This window comes from Simiduia agarivorans SA1 = DSM 21679 (assembly GCF_000305785.2).
GTDB lineage: Bacteria > Pseudomonadota > Gammaproteobacteria > Pseudomonadales > Cellvibrionaceae > Simiduia > Simiduia agarivorans.
Genome location: NC_018868.3, coordinates 3,869,848 through 3,887,759 on the forward strand (window position 1 = coordinate 3,869,848; position 17,912 = coordinate 3,887,759).

The 17,912-nt window shown below is 57.4% G+C and carries 20 protein-coding genes and 1 pseudogene; 11 read left to right on the plus strand and 10 right to left on the minus strand.

Annotation, left to right across the window (positions count from 1 at the left end; genetic code table 11):
- Positions 1 to 2 precede the first annotated feature (2 nt).
- The 8 genes and pseudogenes from ptsN to M5M_RS17270 all read right to left on the minus strand — a co-directional run bounded on the left by ptsN (position 3) and on the right by M5M_RS17270 (position 5,815).
- Positions 3 to 470 (minus strand): PTS IIA-like nitrogen regulatory protein PtsN, encoded by a 468-nt coding sequence (gene ptsN / locus M5M_RS17235; RefSeq protein ID WP_015048790.1) that lies wholly within the window; start codon positions 468 to 470, stop codon positions 3 to 5.
- Positions 471 to 508: 38 nt separating this feature from the next.
- Positions 509 to 799 (minus strand): ribosome hibernation-promoting factor, HPF/YfiA family, encoded by a 291-nt coding sequence (hpf, locus tag M5M_RS17240; RefSeq protein WP_015048791.1) that lies wholly within the window; start codon positions 797 to 799, stop codon positions 509 to 511.
- A gap of 53 nt (positions 800 to 852) precedes the next feature.
- Positions 853 to 2,345 (minus strand): annotated as a pseudogene (locus M5M_RS17245) (RNA polymerase factor sigma-54).
- A gap of 131 nt (positions 2,346 to 2,476) precedes the next feature.
- Positions 2,477 to 3,202, minus strand: coding sequence for an LPS export ABC transporter ATP-binding protein (gene lptB / locus M5M_RS17250; protein WP_015048793.1), 726 nt, complete (start codon positions 3,200 to 3,202; stop codon positions 2,477 to 2,479).
- 1 nt (position 3,203) lies between these two features.
- A complete protein-coding gene (lptA, locus tag M5M_RS17255; protein WP_015048794.1) occupies positions 3,204 to 3,722 on the minus strand; it encodes a lipopolysaccharide transport periplasmic protein LptA in 519 nt (172 codons plus the stop codon).
- Positions 3,709 to 4,296 (minus strand): LPS export ABC transporter periplasmic protein LptC, encoded by a 588-nt coding sequence (gene lptC, locus M5M_RS17260; protein WP_015048795.1) that lies wholly within the window; start codon positions 4,294 to 4,296, stop codon positions 3,709 to 3,711. The genes lptA and lptC overlap by 14 nt, the downstream gene beginning before the upstream one ends.
- Positions 4,297 to 4,298: 2 nt before the next feature.
- Positions 4,299 to 4,826, minus strand: coding sequence for a KdsC family phosphatase (locus M5M_RS17265; RefSeq protein ID WP_015048796.1), 528 nt, complete (start codon positions 4,824 to 4,826; stop codon positions 4,299 to 4,301).
- Between the two features lie 14 nt (positions 4,827 to 4,840).
- On the minus strand, positions 4,841 to 5,815 hold the full coding sequence (locus tag M5M_RS17270; RefSeq protein ID WP_015048797.1) for a KpsF/GutQ family sugar-phosphate isomerase: 975 nt from the start codon (positions 5,813 to 5,815) through the stop codon (positions 4,841 to 4,843).
- Positions 5,816 to 6,004: 189 nt separating this feature from the next.
- Here M5M_RS17270 and M5M_RS17275 point away from each other — a divergent pair, with 189 nt between their 5' ends.
- From M5M_RS17275 to hisD, 5 genes are all read left to right on the plus strand, one after another.
- Positions 6,005 to 6,628: an MlaC/ttg2D family ABC transporter substrate-binding protein gene (locus tag M5M_RS17275; RefSeq protein ID WP_015048798.1), complete on the plus strand. Its 624-nt coding sequence runs from the start codon at positions 6,005 to 6,007 to the stop codon at positions 6,626 to 6,628.
- A gap of 96 nt (positions 6,629 to 6,724) precedes the next feature.
- A complete protein-coding gene (locus M5M_RS17280; RefSeq protein WP_015048799.1) occupies positions 6,725 to 6,955 on the plus strand; it encodes a BolA family protein in 231 nt (76 codons plus the stop codon).
- Positions 6,956 to 6,983: 28 nt separating this feature from the next.
- Entirely contained in the window at positions 6,984 to 8,249 is a 1,266-nt protein-coding gene (murA, locus tag M5M_RS17285) for a UDP-N-acetylglucosamine 1-carboxyvinyltransferase (protein WP_015048800.1), read from the plus strand.
- Positions 8,246 to 8,872, plus strand: a complete 627-nt coding sequence (hisG, locus tag M5M_RS17290; RefSeq protein WP_015048801.1) for an ATP phosphoribosyltransferase — start codon at positions 8,246 to 8,248, stop codon at positions 8,870 to 8,872. The genes murA and hisG overlap by 4 nt, the downstream gene beginning before the upstream one ends.
- Positions 8,872 to 10,170, plus strand: a complete 1,299-nt coding sequence (hisD, locus tag M5M_RS17295; protein ID WP_015048802.1) for a histidinol dehydrogenase — start codon at positions 8,872 to 8,874, stop codon at positions 10,168 to 10,170. The genes hisG and hisD overlap by 1 nt, the downstream gene beginning before the upstream one ends.
- 5 nt (positions 10,171 to 10,175) lie before the next feature.
- Here hisD and M5M_RS17300 read toward each other — a convergent pair whose 3' ends face one another.
- Together M5M_RS17300 and M5M_RS17305 are read right to left on the minus strand one after the other, a co-directional pair.
- On the minus strand, positions 10,176 to 11,306 hold the full coding sequence (locus M5M_RS17300; protein WP_015048803.1) for a trypsin-like peptidase domain-containing protein: 1,131 nt from the start codon (positions 11,304 to 11,306) through the stop codon (positions 10,176 to 10,178).
- A 93-nt stretch (positions 11,307 to 11,399) separates the two neighbouring features.
- Positions 11,400 to 11,876 (minus strand): Z-ring associated ZapG family protein, encoded by a 477-nt coding sequence (locus tag M5M_RS17305; RefSeq protein ID WP_015048804.1) that lies wholly within the window; start codon positions 11,874 to 11,876, stop codon positions 11,400 to 11,402.
- A gap of 193 nt (positions 11,877 to 12,069) precedes the next feature.
- Between M5M_RS17305 and M5M_RS17310 the strand changes: the two genes are divergently transcribed.
- The 6 genes from M5M_RS17310 to M5M_RS17335 all read left to right on the plus strand — a co-directional run bounded on the left by M5M_RS17310 (position 12,070) and on the right by M5M_RS17335 (position 17,835).
- Positions 12,070 to 12,738 carry an alpha/beta hydrolase gene (locus tag M5M_RS17310; protein ID WP_015048805.1) on the plus strand — a complete coding sequence of 223 codons (669 nt, stop codon included), beginning with the start codon at positions 12,070 to 12,072 and terminating at the stop codon, positions 12,736 to 12,738.
- Entirely contained in the window at positions 12,735 to 13,838 is a 1,104-nt protein-coding gene (gene zapE / locus M5M_RS17315; protein ID WP_015048806.1) for a cell division protein ZapE, read from the plus strand. Before M5M_RS17310 ends, zapE begins: the two co-directional genes overlap by 4 nt.
- A gap of 108 nt (positions 13,839 to 13,946) precedes the next feature.
- Positions 13,947 to 14,375 carry a 50S ribosomal protein L13 gene (gene rplM, locus M5M_RS17320; RefSeq protein WP_015048807.1) on the plus strand — a complete coding sequence of 143 codons (429 nt, stop codon included), beginning with the start codon at positions 13,947 to 13,949 and terminating at the stop codon, positions 14,373 to 14,375.
- Positions 14,376 to 14,386: 11 nt separating this feature from the next.
- Positions 14,387 to 14,779 carry a 30S ribosomal protein S9 gene (gene rpsI, locus M5M_RS17325; protein ID WP_015048808.1) on the plus strand — a complete coding sequence of 131 codons (393 nt, stop codon included), beginning with the start codon at positions 14,387 to 14,389 and terminating at the stop codon, positions 14,777 to 14,779.
- A gap of 237 nt (positions 14,780 to 15,016) precedes the next feature.
- Positions 15,017 to 15,610, plus strand: a complete 594-nt coding sequence (gene petA, locus M5M_RS17330; protein WP_015048809.1) for a ubiquinol-cytochrome c reductase iron-sulfur subunit — start codon at positions 15,017 to 15,019, stop codon at positions 15,608 to 15,610.
- Positions 15,611 to 15,612: 2 nt separating this feature from the next.
- The gene (locus M5M_RS17335; RefSeq protein ID WP_015048810.1) at positions 15,613 to 17,835 is read left to right on the plus strand and encodes a ubiquinol-cytochrome c reductase; all 2,223 of its coding nucleotides are present in this window, start codon (positions 15,613 to 15,615) and stop codon (positions 17,833 to 17,835) included.
- Positions 17,836 to 17,912: the final 77 nt, after the last annotated feature.

The window sequence follows — 17,912 nt, forward strand, 5'->3', positions numbered from 1 at the left end:
TCCTAGGTTGTCAGTTTAAGAAGTTGTTGTTCGGTATACACAAACAGTGCCTGATTATCGGTTTGGCTGCGCAACTGCTGGCGGAAGCTGTCACGCTGAAACAGTTCCGCCAGTTGAGCCAGTGTTTGCAGGTGCTCGCCGGTGGCCTGTTCGGGCACCATCAAGGCACAAATGATATCCACCGGCTGGTTGTCGGGCGCATCAAAGTCCACAGGCTCTTTCAATACTATCAGTGCACCGGTTGTTTGTGCACACTGGGCCAGGCGGCAATGGGGAATCGCAATACCCAAGCCTAAACCGGTGGAACCCAGTTTTTCGCGTGCCACCAGTGCCCGGAATACGTCGACGGCGTTAAGCTCGGCGGCTTCTTCCGCGATCAGGTTGGCGAGAATCTCTAACACGCGCTTTTTACTGCCCCCCTCAACGCCGCACTGGGTGCGGCTGGGGGCTAGAAGAGTTTCGAACTGCATAAATCTCGGGCTCGTTGCAGGTGTCTGCAACTGGCAGGTTAACGGTGGCTTCTCAGCTTTTCCTTGTGCTTGATCAACTGCCGATCAAGCTTGTCGGCCAATAGGTCGATGGCGGCGTAAAGGTCTTCGTTTTCGGAGTTGGCGAAGAATTCAGCGCCGCTCACGTGTACGGTGGCCTCGGCTTTCTGTTGTAGTTTATCAACACTCAGGATTGCATTCACGCTGGTTATTCGGTCGTGGTGCCGCTCAAGCTTTTCCAGCTTGGCCATCAGGTAGTTTTTGATGGGATCAGTCAGGTCGAGGTGGTGTCCGCTGATATTGACTTGCATTCTGCTTGCTCCTTGTGTCGCTGTTGCATCTGCTGCCCCGGCCGTGCGGGGCGTTAAATCAATCGCTTGCGTTCGTTGGAGGCGGCTATGCCCAACGATTCCCGGTATTTGGCGATGGTGCGCCGGGCTACCTGGATGCCCTGTTCTTCCAAGAGTTTGGTGATTTTGCTGTCACTCAAGGGTTTTTTCGGATTCTCTGCGGCCACCAGCTTTTTAATGATGGCGCGGATAGCCGTGGATGAGCACTCGCCACCGGAGTCGGTACTCACATGGCTGGAGAAAAAGTATTTCAGCTCAAAAATACCTTGCGGTGTGTGCATGTATTTTTGCGTCGTCACACGTGAAATGGTGGATTCGTGCATGCCCACCTCTTCGGCGATGGTGTGCAGCACCATTGGGCGCATCGCTTCCGGACCGTGCTCGAAAAATCCCACCTGTTTTTCGACGATGGTGGTGGCGACTTTCAGTAGCGTTTCATTGCGGCTTTGGAGGCTTTTCAGGAACCAGCGTGCTTCCTGCAGATGGTCGCGCAGAAAGCTGTTGTCACGGCTGGTGTCGGCGCGTTTGACCAGCGCCGCATAACCGGAGTTGATGCGAATTTTAGGCGCGATATCGGGTTCAATTCAACCAGCCAACGATCCTGCTTCTTTGTGACAAATACATCGGGAACCACATATTCGGTATCGGATGCGCTGACGCTTTCTCCGGGGCGCGGATTCAGGGTCTGGATCAGCTCGATGATGCTGGCCAACTCCGCTTCCTTGAGCTTGCACCGGCGCATGAGTTGTTTGTAATCACGACTGCCGAGGAGTTCGAGATGTTCTCTGACTATCAGCTTAGCAGTTTCCAGCAGGGGCGTTGTGGCCGGTAGCGCTTTGAGTTGGATGAGCAAGCATTCCGACAGGTTCTGACCGGCGACGCCGAGCGGGTCGAACTGTTGTATGCGGTGCAGTACTGCCAGCACCTCGTCGTACTCCAGCGGATCGTCCCATTCCTCTGCCTGGCTGAGGCCTTCAAAGATTTCTTCCAGAGGGCTGTCGAGCATGCCAGAAGGACCGATAGCGTCAATAATTGCCATGGCAATGACCCGGTCCCTGTCGCTCATCGGGGTAAGGTTAAGTTGCCACAACAGGTGGTCCTGCAGACTCTCTCCACTGCTGTCACCGCGTTCGTAATCGCGGTCGTCGTCGGGGGCCGGCCCGGCACTGGTGGGCGCGGAGGTGTAAATGTCGTCCCAATTGGTGTCCACTGGCAGCTCGCCCGGGATCTGGTCGGCCCAATCGCTGTCCATATCACCGCTATCGCTGCTACCGGGCTGCTCGCTCTGGTCGCCAGTCTCCTGAGGCTCCTGACTTTGTTCGTTGCTGGCCTTTTGCTCCGGTCCATCGTCGGACTCGGCGACTTCCAGCATGGGGTTGGAATCGAGCGCTTCCTGAATCTCTGCTTGTAAATCCAGGGTCGACAACTGCAGCAGGCGAATGGCCTGCTGTAGCTGGGGGGTCATAGTCAGCTGTTGACCCAGTTTTAATTGCAGAGAAGGCTTCATTGTAAGCGGGCTTGGAACCTCTGGCCCGATGCATGCGCCCGGGACTCGATTAGGACAATAACCCTAGTGTAGTCAGCTGACCGGACGCGGGCAATATTGACAAGCAATGATTGTGCCGTTCCAAAGCGTTATCACAGGGTGAACTGGTCGCCCAGATAAACTTCACGTACCCGTTGGTTGGCGAGTACCTGCTCTGGCGTGCCCGAGCAGATGATGTGACCTTCGCTCACAATATAGGCGGTTTCACAGATGCTCAGGGTTTCGCGCACGTTGTGGTCGGTAATCAGCACGCCGATGCCCTTATCGCGCAGTTGCCGGATAATGTTTTTAATGTCGCCCACAGATATAGGGTCAACGCCCGCAAAGGGCTCATCCAGCAATATAAAGCTGGGTTCAGTGGCCAGCGCGCGGGCGATCTCTACTCGGCGGCGCTCACCGCCGGAGAGTGCCATGCCCAAACTGTCCCGGATATGGGTGATGTGGAACTCTTCCAGCAACGCCTCCATTTTTGCCAGCCTTTGCTTGCGGTTAAGCTCGGGGCGGGTTTCCAGTATTGACAGGATATTGTCGGCTACCGTGAGTTTACGGAACACCGAGGCCTCCTGTGGCAGGTAGCCGATGCCGGCGCGAGCGCGCTCGTGGATGGCTTTGCTGGTGAGGTCCTGGTCGTTCAGTAAAATGCGCCCGGCGTCGCTCGGCACCAGACCTGCAATCATGTAAAAACAGGTGGTCTTGCCTGCACCGTTGGGGCCCAGCAAGCCGACTATCTGGCCATTATTGACCTCCATGGAGACGTCGATAACCACGCGGCGCTTTTTGTAGCTCTTGGCCAGGTTTTGTGCAATCAGCTGCGCCATATCAGTTTTTCGCTCCGGCTTTTTCGTCGTTGCGGTTTTGTGGCTGCAGCACAACCTTTACGCGCGTTTTGGTGTTGGGTTGGCTGTTGGCCTCTACCACGGCGCGGAGGATGTTATAGGTGATTTTGTCGCCGGAAATGAGGGAGCCGTCCTGCTCAACCTGGGCGTTGTCGGTAATTGAGAGTTTATCCTGTGTAACCTGGTAATTCAGGGTGTTGCCGCTGGCAACGACCACGGCTTTGTCCTCGGCTGGTTGCTGCTGGAACCGGGCCGGCGTGCCGGTGGCGATGACCCGGCTGACTTTTTTGTCGTTGCTGTGAATAACGATCTTGTCGGCTTCAATGTGGATGCTGCCCTGATCCATGACCACGTTGCCGGTATAGGTGGTGATGCCGGCTTTCTGGTTAAGCACATAGTGATCGGCTTCGATGTGAATGGGCTGATCCCTGTCTGTGGGCAGGGCGTACAGGTTTGTACTCAGCGCCAACAGCGCCAGTGCCATGAGGTTAGTAGGGCGCATGCACACTTCTCACTCTTTTTTTCAGCGTTAATATTTGTTTGGTCAAATCGGCATCCAGGCCGATGGCGTCCGCAGTGCCGTCCGGCGTGGTGATGCGGACCGGCGCGTCGGTGGTTGCAAACCGGCGCTTGGGAAAATAGACCAGTTTTTCGGTGGTCAGTTCAGTCAGGCCCCGTTCGGGGTCCTGCAGCCAGAGTTTTACATTCCCGGACAAGGTGATTTGCTGGCCTTTTTGGTTCGCGACACCCTGGTTGGCGCGGATAAGCCAAGGGTCTTCCTGGTCCTGGAAAATCTCGGCTTCGAGCTGTTCAATGACCGTGTAATCCTCGGCGCTGGCCTGGCCTTTGGGTTGGAAATGGTCTGCCCTCAGACCTCTGAGTATCTGGACAATGGTGCCACTGTCGCCGTACTGGCGGCTTTCGAAGTCGGTGATAAAAAACACCGGTGCCGTTTGCGTCTGACCGCTATCGGCGGTGTCAAAAAGCTGGCTCGACGGGTTATCTACCGTGAACAGGTAGAGCAGCACCAGCAGGGCGATAGCAACTGGCAGCGCTTTGCGAAGCCACTTCGGCATGTTCAGAATTCCGTGTAGTGTGCAAGCAGGGCGGCGTGCTTGTCCTGGGCGTGCAGCAAAAAGTCGCAGGCTTCACGCACGGCACCTTCGCCGCCTTGCCGGCCGCTTTGCCAGTGAGCCCGGGCAACCACGTCCGGATGGGCATTGGCGGTGGTCATTGCCAGCCCTACCCGCACCATGCAGGTGAGATCGGGATGATCGTCGCCCATAAATGCAATCTGTTCCAACTCACAGGGAAACGCACTGCGCATTTCATTGAGCGCAACAAACTTGTCCTCGCGTCCTTGAATCAGTAATTCAATGCCAAGGTCCCGGGCGCGTTTTTCAACCAGCTGGCTTTTGCGTCCGGTAATGATCCCCACCTTTACCCCGGCCTTTTGCAAGAGCTTGATGCCGTGGCCATCCTGAGTGTTGAACGCTTTCATCTCGTTGCCCTGATTGTCGAAGTACAGGCGTCCATCGGTGAGTACGCCGTCGACATCCAGCACCAGTAGTCTGATCTGGCGGGCAATTTTTTGTACTTGGGTCATGTGCGGTTCAACCTTTAAACGATACCGGCGCGCAGAATGTCATGCATATGCAGCAGGCCGATAGGGTGGCCCTGGTTGTCTTCGACGACCAGGGCGGTGATTTTTTTGGTTTCCATCAGCGTCAGTGCTTCGGCCGCCAGCAGGTCGGCCTGGATGGCTTTAGGTGAGCGGGTCATGACTGTGGCCATGGTGGCATTGGCCAGGTCTGTGCCCTGATCGACACACCGGCGCAGGTCGCCATCGGTGAATACGCCCAGCAACTGGTCCTCATCATCCACCACAGTGGTCATACCAAAGCCTTTGCGTGTCATTTCGACCAATGCTTGCGAAACGGGTGCTGTGTCGCGGACTCTGGGTACTTCTGAGCCTTTGTGCATCAGGTCCTCGGCGCGTACTAACAAGCGCCGGCCAAGCGCACCACCCGGGTGGGAAAAGGCAAAGTCTTCCCGGGTAAAGCCGCGGGCTTCGAGTAAGGCTACCGCCAGCGCGTCGCCCATGACCAGTGTCACGGTGGTCGAAGACGTGGGGGCCAGATCCAGAGGGCAGGCCTCTTCCGTAATGGAGATGTCGAGGTGGACATCTGACGCTTTCGCCAGCGGCGAGTCCGGCTTTCCGGTCATGCTGATGATTGGCACTTGCAAGCGCTTGAACAGGGGAATCAGCGTGACTACCTCCGATGAGCTACCGGAGTTGGAAATGGCGATGACCACATCCTGACGGGTGACCATGCCCAGATCGCCGTGGCTGGCTTCGCCCGGGTGGACGAAGAAAGCCGGCGTGCCGGTGCTGGCCAGGGTCGCGGCGATTTTGCCGCCGATGTGGCCGGATTTACCCATGCCGGTGACGATGACCCGGCCCTTGCACTGCAGTATCAGCTCACAGGCGGCGGCAAAGGTGGAATCTATGCGGCCGTGTAACGCCTGAACGGCCTGAGACTCAATGGCAACGGTGCGTTGGCCAGAAAGGATAAACCGGTTGGTCTCATTCATCAGATAAAATATCACTATGGCAGGAGAACTAAGGCGGCTAATGGTATAGTGCGCGCACCCAAAAGTCAGCTTTTGACCTTGGGGCCGCGGTTCAGTCCATGTTCAGGCTGGTTCGCTATAGTGGCAGTCAATATTCATCGTTGCGGGGGTGGCGCGCCTACCCCGGTAATCGGTAAGGAGAGGTGGGAAATGAGGAATTTGATAGGCACTCTGTTGCTCGTCATCGGCTTTGTGGTCAGCAGTGTGCCTGTGCTGGCTGATCCAGTGGGTCCGCGTGAGGTGGTCGTACAGGTGATCGACAGCCTGAAGTCGAGTGTGCGAGAGCACGATGCTAACAGCGACCCCAAAGGCGATAAGTTGCAGCGGCAACTGCAGCAGATTCTGGAACCCGTGGTGGATTTCGGATTCATTGCACGCGTGGTCATGGGGGACGCGGCAAACTCGGCCTCGCCCGCGCAAATGAAGCGTTTTGAAGATACCTTCCGTTCAGGCATGGTGGCGACTTATGCCAAAGGGGTGAGCGGCTACCTGGACGCAGAAATGAATGTCTTGCCACTGTCGCCTGAGGCGGAGGGGCAAAACCGGGTGGCTGTGCGTCAGGAGGTGATTACCGCCTCGGGCATTCAGATTGTGGATTACACCATGGCCAAGAACCGGCGCACCGGCGAGTGGAAGCTGATCAACGTGGTGCTCAACGGTATCAACCTGGGCAAGACGTTCCGCAGCCAGTTCGCCCAGTCTTACAAGCAATACGGCGGCGATCTGGACAAGGTCATTGACCACTGGGGGCAGGCCCCACAAACCGGCGCCTGAACCCGTGCAATACGAGGTGCAAACCAGTAGACTTGTCACCCCCTTTTCAGGGGGTGATTTGTATTCGGCGCAGCTTGGCGCCAGAGTGGAGTGTGTATGCAACCAGAAGATATCAAAGCGCTATTGGAGTCAGGCCTGACCGATGCCCGGGCAGAGGTGACCTCCGATGGCAGCCACGTCAACGCCATTATTGTCAGTCCCGATTTTGAGGGGCTGCGCCCCGTGCAGCGCCAGCAGCTGGTCTACAAGGTGGTCAGCGAGCATATCGCCAGTGGCGCGATCCACGCCTTTAATATGAAGACACTGACGCCGGCCGAAGCCGGTTGATTCCCCCGCACAGCAAGTTGAGATAACTATGGACAAGCTATTGATCCAGGGCGGCGCCCGTTTAAACGGAGAGATCCGCATTTCAGGCGCAAAAAATTCCGGTTTGCCCATTCTGGCGGCCACGCTGCTGGCGGAAGGGCCAATGCATGTGTGCAATCTGCCCCATCTCAACGACATTACCACCATGTTGGCGTTATTGCGGTGTATGGGTGCAGATATCACCATCGACGAGAAGATGTGCGTGGAAATCAATGCTTGTGGCATTGAGGATTACACTGCGCCCTACGAGCTGGTGAAAACCATGCGCGCGTCCATCCTGGTGCTTGGCCCTATGTTGGCACGCTTCGGCGAGGCCAATGTGTCATTTCCCGGCGGCTGTGCCATTGGCAGCCGGCCAGTGGATATCCACCTGCGCGGGCTCGAAGCCATGGGTGCTGAGATCGAGGTGGATCAGGGTTACATCCGCGCCCGCAGTAACGGCCGACTCAAAGGCGCACACTTTTTCATGGACACGGTCACCGTCGGCGGCACGGAAAATCTGGTGATGGCGGCGGCGCTGGCCGAGGGCCGCACCGTGCTGGAAAACGCCGCGCGTGAGCCTGAGGTGGTTGACCTGTGTGATTGTCTGGTGGCCATGGGTGCAAAAATTTCCGGTATCGGCACCGCCACCCTCACCATCGATGGTGTGGAGTCACTCAAGGGATGTACCTACCGGGTCATGCCTGATCGCATCGAAACCGGCACTTATCTGGTGGCCGCGGCCGCAACCGGCGGCAAAGTGAAGCTCAAAGATACGCGCGCGGATATTCTCGAAGCGGTGATTCTCAAACTGGAAGAAGCCGGTGCTGAAATCACCTGTGGCGAAGACTGGATCGAGCTGGACATGAAGGGCAAACGGCCCAAGGCGGTTAATCTCAAAACCGCGCCATACCCGGCGTTTCCCACCGATATGCAAGCCCAGTTCACCGCCATGAATGCGGTGGCCGAGGGGGTGGGTACCGTCATTGAGACTATTTTTGAAAACCGCCTGATCCAGGTGCATGAACTGAACCGCATGGGAGCCAATATCGCCCTGGATGGCAACCGCGCCATGATTACCGGGGTGCCGAAGTTGAAGGCGGCGCCGGTGATGGCGAGTGATCTGCGGGCGTCCGCCAGTCTGGTGATTGCCGGGTTGGTCGCCGAGGGCGATACACTGGTAGACCGGATTTACCACATCGACCGCGGTTATGAATGTATTGAAGAAAAGCTCCTGATGCTGGGCGCCAACATTCGCCGGGTGACCGCCAAATGAATAAGCTGACCATTGCCCTTACCAAAGGTCGCATTCTGGAAGAGACGCTGCCGCTGTTGGCGGCGGCCGGTATCGAGCCGGAAGAAGACATCAGCAAGTCGCGTAAATTGATTTTTGGCACCAATCACGAGCACATCAATCTGGTGGTGCTGCGCGGTTCGGATGTGCCCACCTATGTGCAGTTTGGCGCCGCCGATATGGGCGTATCCGGCAAGGATACGCTGATGGAAAACGGCGCCGAGGGCTTGTATGAGCCGCTCGACCTGAAAATAGCCAAATGCCGGTTGATGACCGCGGCGATCAAAGGCGCTGTGGCGCCGAGTGGTCGTCTGAAAGTGGCCACAAAATACGTGAATGTGGCCAAACGCTACTACGCAACACTCGGTCGTCAGGCAGACATCATCAAGTTGTACGGTGGCATGGAGCTGGCGCCGCTGATGCAGTTGGCCGATGAAATTGTGGATATTGTCGATACCGGCAATACCCTCAAGGCCAATGGTCTTGAAGCCCGTGACCACATCGCCGATATCAGCTCGCGACTGATCGTGAACAAAGCCTCGATGAAAATGAAGCATGCGCTGATACAACGCATCATTGACGATATAGCCAAAGCGGTGGCCTGATGATCCGGCGACTGAATAGCAATGATCCGGGTTTCGAGCGCGCGCTGGCTGATTTACTGGCGTTCGAAACCATCAGCGACCGGCTGGTGGCTGAACGGGTGGATACCATCCTGCAATCAGTGAAGGCCGACGGCGATGCCGCCCTGCTGAAATACTCCGCCGAGTTTGATCGGTTGGAAGTGGAGCGGGTTGCCGACCTCGAAGTGTCAAAAGCCGAACTGGCTGCCGCCCACGACCGTATTGAGCCGGCCGCACGCGAGGCGCTCACTCTGGCCGCCGCGCGCGTGCGTCGCTACCACGAACACCAGTTGGCGCAATCCTGGTCCTATACCGAAGCCGATGGCACCTTGCTCGGTCAGCAGGTGACCGCGATGGAGCGGGTGGGCGTATATGTGCCCGGCGGCAAGGCGTCTTATCCCTCATCGGTGTTGATGAATACCATTCCGGCCAAGGTGGCTGGCGTGGATGACGTTGTCATGGTGGTGCCTGCGCCTGGCGGTGAGTTGAACCCGTTGGTATTGGCGGCAGCGCACATTGCCGGTGTGGATCGCGTATTCAAACTGGGCGGCGCGCAAGCGGTGGCAGCGCTGGCCTTCGGGACTGAAACCCTGCCCAAAGTGGATAAAATTGTCGGCCCCGGCAACATTTATGTGGCCACTGCCAAACGCGCGGTGTTTGGCACCGTCGCTATCGATATGATTGCTGGCCCGTCGGAAATCCTCGTGGTTTGCGATGGCAAAACCGATCCCGATTGGCTGGCGATGGACTTGTTCAGTCAGGCGGAGCACGATGAATTGGCGCAGGCCATATTTATCGGTTGGGATGCGGCGTTTATCGATCAGGTGCAGGCTGCCATGGCGCGGTTATTGCCAACGCTTGAGCGTGCGGCCATTGCCGGTACTGCTTTGGCTGATCGCGGTGCGCTGATTCAGGTGCGCGATCAGGCGGAAGCCATTGACCTTATCAACCGCATCGCGCCGGAGCACCTGGAGCTGTCCGTTGAGGACCCGCAAGCCTGGTTGCCGTCCATCCGGCATGCGGGGGCTATTTTTATGGGGCGCCACACGGCCGAAGCGCTGGGCGACTATTGTGCTGGCCCCAATCACGTGCTGCCCACCTCGGGCACCGCGCGCTTTTCTTCGCCATTGGGGGTGTATGACTTCCAGAAGCGCAGCTCGCTGATTATGTGCTCGCCTGCCGGCGCCAGTAGCCTGGGTAAGTGCGCCAGTGTGCTGGCGCGTGGCGAGTCCCTGGAGGCCCACGCCCGATCTGCCGAATACCGGATACGTGAAGACTGACCGGCTCAGCCCGCCGTGGGCTGAGCTGCCATAACCAGTTGAATCTGGGTAATCTGTAATCCCCGTTTGATCGTGAGTGTGACCGGATCGCCCGGCCGGCTTTGTTCCAGGAACTGGGCGCCTCGACGACCATCACCGAGCGGTTCATCGTTCAAGTGGGTGATGATATCGCCCGGTTTCAGGCCGGCATAAAGTGCCGGACTGTCGGCATAGATGCCGGTGACAATCACCCCGATGGATGGCTCCACGCCGAGTGAACGCGCCAGTTGCGGTGTCAGCCGGCGCGCTTCCACGCCGATCCAGCCGCGTACCACTTCCCCGTGCTCAGCCAGTTCATTCATCACCCGTTGGGCCATGTCGATCGGTACGGCAAAACTGATGCCTACCGAATAGCCGGTCTTGTCCAGAATGGCGGTGTTGATGCCGATCAGGTTGCCGCGCGCATCAATCAGCGCGCCGCCGGAGTTGCCGGGGTTGATAGGGGCATCCGTTTGCAGGTAATTCTCGAACACGTTGATCCCCAGGCCAAAGCGCCCCACGGCGCTGATGATCCCCTGGGTGACCGTCTGGCCCACCCCGAAAGGGTTGCCGATGGCCATGACCACGTCGCCCACCTGAGCGCTGGCCGGGTCGCCGATGGGAATGGCGTGCAGGTTGTCGAGGTTGATTTTCAGTAGTGCCAGGTCGGTATCCGGGTCGGTGCCGATTACGGTGGCCTGGGCCTCGCGGCCATCGGTCAGCAGGGCCACAATCTGATCGGCGCCATTAATGACGTGGTGATTGGTGAGAATGTATCCCTTGGGATTCATGATGACGCCAGAACCCAAAGAGGATTGCAGGCGTTCTTGCTGGGGCTGATTGGCATTGTTGAAAAAATGCCGGAACAGCGGATCATCCCGCAGCGGATGACGTTGCGCCTGGATTTTGCGCTGGGTAAAAATGTTCACTACCGCCGGTGCCGCCCGCTTGACTGCACCGGCATAGCTGACCGGTTGTGTGCTTTGTACGCTGGGCTGCGCCGATGCGTGCAAGTTCGCCAGAAGTGGGCGAAAGCCGGGCGAAGTGAAAATGACAATGAGTGCGGTGAGTAGCCCGATGGCCACCGGCCAGGCGAGAAAGTCGAGCAGTTTTTTCACAAGTCCACCTCGGCGATACAAGGCGGTCAGTATAAAGCAAGTGAAGAGTGAAAGGACGCCCGGTTAGGGCATCCTTTTAGTGCGCAGAGTGGCTCAGGCCTGACGTTGCAGAACCAGTGTCTGATCTTCTTCCTGCTCGTCCTCGCTCAGACCGTAGGCTTCGCTCAAGGTGCCATGCTTGCCCGGCTTCTTCGGAGCCCAGTCAGTGGGCGCCTGCACGTGCGGTTGCTCATCATCTGACTTTTTCTCCAGCAGCTTACCGTCGCCCGCTTGAGTAATCTGCCGGCTGATTTCTGCGTTGCTGAGCTTCAGTGCCGAGCTGGCCAGGTGTTCGTGTACGTCGCGGTAGGAGCGCGTGAGGTTGTTGATCAGCTCGGAGGTTTCCACAAAGTGCTGGGTGACCTCCTGTTGGTATTCACGCAGTCGTTCCTCGGTATCCATGAGTTGGGTTTCGAGTTCGCGGTTCAGTTTTTCCTGCGGTCGCAGGGCGAACATCAGAAAAGCGCCGAGAATGCCGCCGCACAGAAGGCTGGTGGCAACTGCAAAGATAATGGTGGTCAACGAAAACACAGTGCTCTCCTTTGGGATGCCAAAAAAATCAGGCTACGCGCTTCGCTCCATGCCATAATGCGCCCGCTTGGCGGATGGGCGCACCTGAAAGCGCGACTGCTGTCCTATATTATATGCCTTTATGCCGAAGAATGGATCACTGTTTTATTACGAACAGTGGTGTTCACAGACCAGTTATCGCACGAAAGCATCCATGACACCCGAAATCACCGTATTTACCTCCAACGAACAGTCCTTCGATATCGCTGGGCCGGCCGGTCGCTTGTCGGTCAGGACGCAGGCCGGATCGCCCGAAGGCGTGCTGGCGAGGCGTCGGCTGTTGGTCGTTGTCGCGCACCCGCATCCGCAGCATGGCGGCACCATGGATAACAAAGTGGTAGTGACCTTGGCGCGCGCCTATCGCGATCTCGGAATTGCCACCGTGCGGTTCAATTTCCGTGGCGTTGGTGACAGCGAGGGCGTGTTTGATTTTGCCCGCGGCGAAGTGGACGACATGCAGGCAGTGGTCGCCTGGGCGCAGGCCGACGGTCAATTGGACGAAGTACTGCTGGCGGGCTTTTCCTTTGGTTCGGCAGTCGCGGCTGCGGCGTCCTACGGCGTAAAGCCCGCCCACCTGCTGTTGGTTGCGCCACCCGTTGAGCGCTATGCCTATGATCAGTCGCAGGCGTTTCTGCAGCCCACTGCTGTGGTGATTGGTGCCGATGATGAAGTGGTGGACGTGGCCGGCGTGAGGCGATGGGCTGAAGCCCGGCCGGGATTGCGGTTGAGCGTGCTTGAGGGCACTGGTCATTTTTTTCATGGCAAGCTCGTAGAGCTCAAACAATGGGTCAGTGACTCAGTCGAACAGGCGTTATCAGTATGAGTGGTCATCAGCTTCCGCCGCTAGCGCGCTATGAGCGGGATATTGCTGAAAATGGTTTCCGGTCCGATCAGGCGCAGCGAGCGGCAGTTCAGCAGTTGCAGGACCTGTACGAGCGGTTGACCCGTCCTCAGCCGGCCGGTCTTTTCAGCCGGCTGTTTGGTCGCGCCCCCGTGAAGCTGGAAAAAGGCCTGTATTTCTGGGGTGGAGTAGGGCGTGGCAAGACCTATCTGATGGATCTGTTTTACGATGCCCTGCCGTTCGAGAACAAAATGCGCGTGCACTTCCATCGCTTTATGCGCCGTGCGCATCAGGAGTTGAAAGCGCTCGATGGCCAGAAGAATCCGCTCGAAAAAGTGGCCGACAAACTGGCCGCGGAAACCCGCATCATCTGTTTCGACGAGTTCTTTGTCAGCGATATTACCGACGCCATGATCCTGGGGACTTTGCTGGAGGCCCTGTTCGCCCGTGGTGTGTCGCTGGTGGCCACCTCCAACATTGTGCCGGATGGCCTCTATAAGGATGGTCTGCAGCGTGCCCGCTTTTTGCCCGCGATCAAATTGCTCAACGAGCACACCCTGGTTTTGAACGTGGATGGCGGCATCGATTACCGCCTGCGCGCCCTTGAGCAGGCCGAGCTGTACCACAGCCCGCTCGACGAGGCTGCCGACGTGGCCATGGACAACAGCTTCAGGGCGCTGGTGCCGGACGTGGAAGAGATTGAGCGGGATGTGGCGCTGGAAATCGAGGGGCGGGTGATTCCGGCCCGGTTTGAAGCCGAGGACGTGGTCTGGTTTGACTTCGACGCCCTGTGTGACGGACCCCGCTCCCAGAACGACTACATTGAGATTGCGCGCATTTACCACGCGGTGCTGGTCACCAACGTGCCCCTGCTGGGCGGTGATAAGGACGACCAGGCCAGGCGCTTCATTAATATGGTGGATGAGTTTTACGACCGCAGCGTCAAGCTGGTGATATCGGCCGCGGTGCCATTGGTTGATCTCTACGGGGGTGGCCGGCTCAGTTTCGAATTTGAGCGGACCCAGTCCCGGCTGCTGGAGATGCAGAGTAAGGAATACCTCGCCAGGCCCCATAAACCCTGAGTTTTGGCCTGTTTTGCCCGCCTGTAAAAAGTCCTTGAAATGGGCTGTTGAAGTCTGTAGTATGCGCGCTCTTTTTGTGGGAACAACCCTCGTTAAAGGCGATATAACATGAAGACTTACAGTGCTAAACCCGAGTCAGTCCAGCGCGACTGGTTCATTGTTGATGCCGATGGCAAGACGCTTGGCCGCATGGCTGCCGAGATCGCTAGCCGTCTGCGCGGCAAGCACAAGCCTGAGTACACCCCGCATGTGGACACTGGTGACTACATTATCGTAGTCAACGCCGAAAAGGTGCACGTAACTGGAAACAAGGCGACGGACAAGATGTACCACCGTCACACCGAGTTCCCAGGTGGCCTGAAGTCAATGAGCTTTGAAAAGCTGATTGCTCACGCCCCAGAGCGCACCATTCAGAGCGCCGTAAAGGGCATGCTGCCCAAAGGCCCTCTCGGTCGCGCCATGTTCCGCAAGCTGAAAGTGTACGCTGGTAGTGCCCACCCGCACACTGCTCAGCAACCGAAAGAACTCAACATCTAAGGACGCTGAAAATGGCAGATACTCAATACTACGGTACAGGTCGCCGCAAGACCTCCACGGCCCGCGTGTTCATCAAGGCTGGCAGTGGCAACATCACCATTAATGACCGTTCTCTGGATGTGTACTTCGGCCGTGAAGTGGCTCGCATGATCGTGCGTCAGCCCCTGGAACTGACCGATAACCTCGAGAAGTTCGACGTTAACGTTACCGTTAAAGGTGGCGGTAGCTTTGGTCAGGCAGGTGCAATCCGCCACGGTCTGACCCGTGCGCTGATGGCCTACGACGAAGCGCTGCGTCCTTCACTGCGCGAAGCGGGTTATGTTACCCGTGACGACCGTGAAGTTGAGCGTAAGAAAGTGGGTCTGCGCAAAGCGCGTAAGAAGCCACAGTTCTCCAAGCGTTAATCGTTTGGTCCGCTACGGCGGAGCGAAAAAAGGCGTGCCAGCGGCACGCCTTTTTTGTTTCAGATCAGGGAAAATGGAGCAAACCGCGCACAAATAGGGCGCATCCTGTGGTTATCCTTGTCAGTTGTGGTCATTTTCTTTAAGATTGTGCCACTTTTTGGGGTGCAGATTTTCTCGCTTTTCTTTTTTATTTCAGTCATTTACTGGCTTGATCAGCCGTGATGGGAGAGAGACGTCATGAGCAATGACGCAGTGAACGAGGGGCGTCGTCGATTTTTGACTGCAGCTACCTCTGTTGTCGGTGCCGCCGGTGCCGTAGGTGTAGCCGTTCCATTTGTGGGTTCCTGGAACCCGAGCGCCAAGGCAAAAGCCGCTGGTGCGCCCGTAAGAGCCAACATATCCAAGTTGGAACCCGGTCAGATGATCGTTGTGGAGTGGCGCGGCAAGCCCGTGTACATCCTGCGTCGGACCGAGGAAAACCTCAGTGCTCTGGCCGGTATGGCAGATCGTCTGCGCGACCCTGAATCGGTCGAGCCCCAGCAACCTGCCTATGCCCAGAACGAAGGCCGCTCCATCAAGCCGGAAATCCTGGTCCTGCTGGGCCTGTGTACTCACCTGGGCTGTGCGCCGATGTATCGTCCGGACGTGGGGGCAGCAGACCTCGGCGGCGATGAATGGGAAGGTGGTTTCTTCTGCCCTTGTCACGGTTCCAAGTTCGACCTTGCCGGTCGTGTTTATAAGGGCGTGCCCGCCCCTGTGAACCTGGAAGTTCCCCCCTACAGCTATGAAACCGACACAGTAGTGCTCGTCGGTGTGGATCAGGAGGCCTGAGCATGAACTGGTTAACTAACCTGTGGGGTTGGATCGATACACGACTTCCTGTGCAGCGCGCATGGGATACGCATATGGGCAAGTACTATGCGCCCAAGAACTTCAACTTCTGGTACTTTTTTGGCGTTCTGTCCATTCTGGTACTGGTCAACCAGCTGCTCACCGGCATCTGGCTGACCATGAGCTATACCCCGACCGCTGAAGGGGCCTTCGCGTCTGTTGAATACATCATGCGCGATGTGGATTTCGGCTGGATCATCCGTTACATGCACTCCACCGGCGCCTCGGCGTTCTTCCTGGTGGTGTACCTGCACATGTTCCGCGGCCTGATGTACGGTTCCTATAAGGCTCCGCGCGAGCTGGTGTGGATCTTTGGTATGACCATTTACGTGGCGCTGATGGCGGAAGCCTTCATGGGCTATGTACTGCCTTGGGGCCAGATGTCCTACTGGGGTGCGCAGGTGATTGTGTCCCTGTTTGGTGCGATTCCCGGCATTGGTGATGACCTGGTCCAGTGGATCCGCGGTGACTACCTGATCTCTGGCATTACCCTGAACCGCTTCTTCGCGCTGCACGTGGTGGCCCTGCCCATCGTACTGCTGGCACTGGTTGTGCTGCACATTCTGGCGTTGCACGAAGTGGGTTCCAACAACCCCGACGGTGTTGAGATCAAGAAAACCAAGGATGAGAACGGTATCCCGCTTGACGGCGTAGCCTTCCACCCTTATTACACCGTGCACGATCTGGTGGGTGTGACGGTATTCCTGTTCGCTTTCTGCTTTGTCTTGTTCTTCATGCCCGAAATGGGTGGTTTCTTCCTCGAGTATGCGAACTTCGAAGAAGCCAATAACCTGAAGACGCCGCCACACATTGCACCGGTATGGTACTTCACGCCTTTCTATGCGGTGTTGCGTGCTGTGACCATCGACATCGGTCCGCTCAGCTCCAAGTTCCTCGGACTTGTAGCCATGGGTGGCGCCATTGCGATTCTGTTTGTACTGCCCTGGCTCGACAAGAGCCCGGTCAAGTCCATCCGCTACAAGGGCTTTATGCCCCGTGTATCGCTGATGCTGTTCGCTGCCATGTTCGTGGTACTGGGTTACCTGGGTGTTAAGTCGCCCACCGACGGCCGTACCCTGTTGGCGCAGTTGGCGACCGTTTACTACTTCGCCTACTTCATCCAGATGCCCATGTTCACCAATCCGGACAAGCCTGCCGGTACCCTGTGGAACTGGCTGGTTGCAGCAGCGCTGGGCGGTGGCATGATCTACATGTCTTTGGCCGCTGCCATTGCGGGCAAAGTCGGGCTGTTCATCGTTGTATTTGGTGTTCTGTTGGGCCTGTTCGTGCTGGCTTCGCCCTGGCTGACCGGTAAAGACCGCGTACTGCCAGAGCCCACCCGTACTCAAGACAAAGGTCTGGGTGCGCATCTGGTGTGGGGTGGACTGCTGCTGTTTATTGCCCTGACTGTAGTGCCAATCAAAGCTGTAGGTGCCGAAGGTGCTTACCCTTGTGGCAGCATCCAGTGCGATGAGATGAAGCCTGACCTGGAAGACAAGGCGTCGCTGCAAAGCGGTGCCATGTACTTCGCCAACTACTGTATGGGCTGCCACGCGGCCAGCTTCTCACGCTTTGAGCGCGTCGCTACCGATCTGGACATCCCGGCCGAGTTGATGATGGACAACCTGGTGTTCGGCGACCGCCGCATCGGTGAGCTGATGACCATTTCCATGGACCCGGCCAAATCCAAGGCCTGGTTCGGTGCTACGCCACCGGATCTGACGCTGGTAGCGCGTGCACGTAACCCCGAATGGTTGTACACCTACCTGCGTAATTTCTACAAGGACGACACCCGGCCTACCGGCGTGAACAACCGTGTATTCGACAAGGTAGCCATGCCGCATGCCATGATCGAGCTGCAGGGGCTGGCCGAATGTGCGCCGGGTCCGCGCTTTGAACATGGCCGTCCGGTTCGGGACCCGGTGACTGGCGCAGTGATTGCCGATGATCCCTGTGGCAGCCTGAAAGTGGCTGATGAAAAGGGCAGCATGACCGCGGAGGAGTTCGACAAGGCCGTTTACGACCTGGTTAACTTCCTCGAGTATGTAGCTGAGCCCTATGCGCTGGACCGCGAACGCATCGGCATTTACGTGCTGTTGTTCCTGTCTGTGCTGTTTGTGTTCGTATTCCTGCTTAACCGCGAGTACTGGAAAGACGTTCACTAAGATGCGAAATCTGTCGGGCGGCCTGTGGCAACACAGTGCCGCCCGTGTTTATTATTGTTCTGAACAAAAATTGAGGT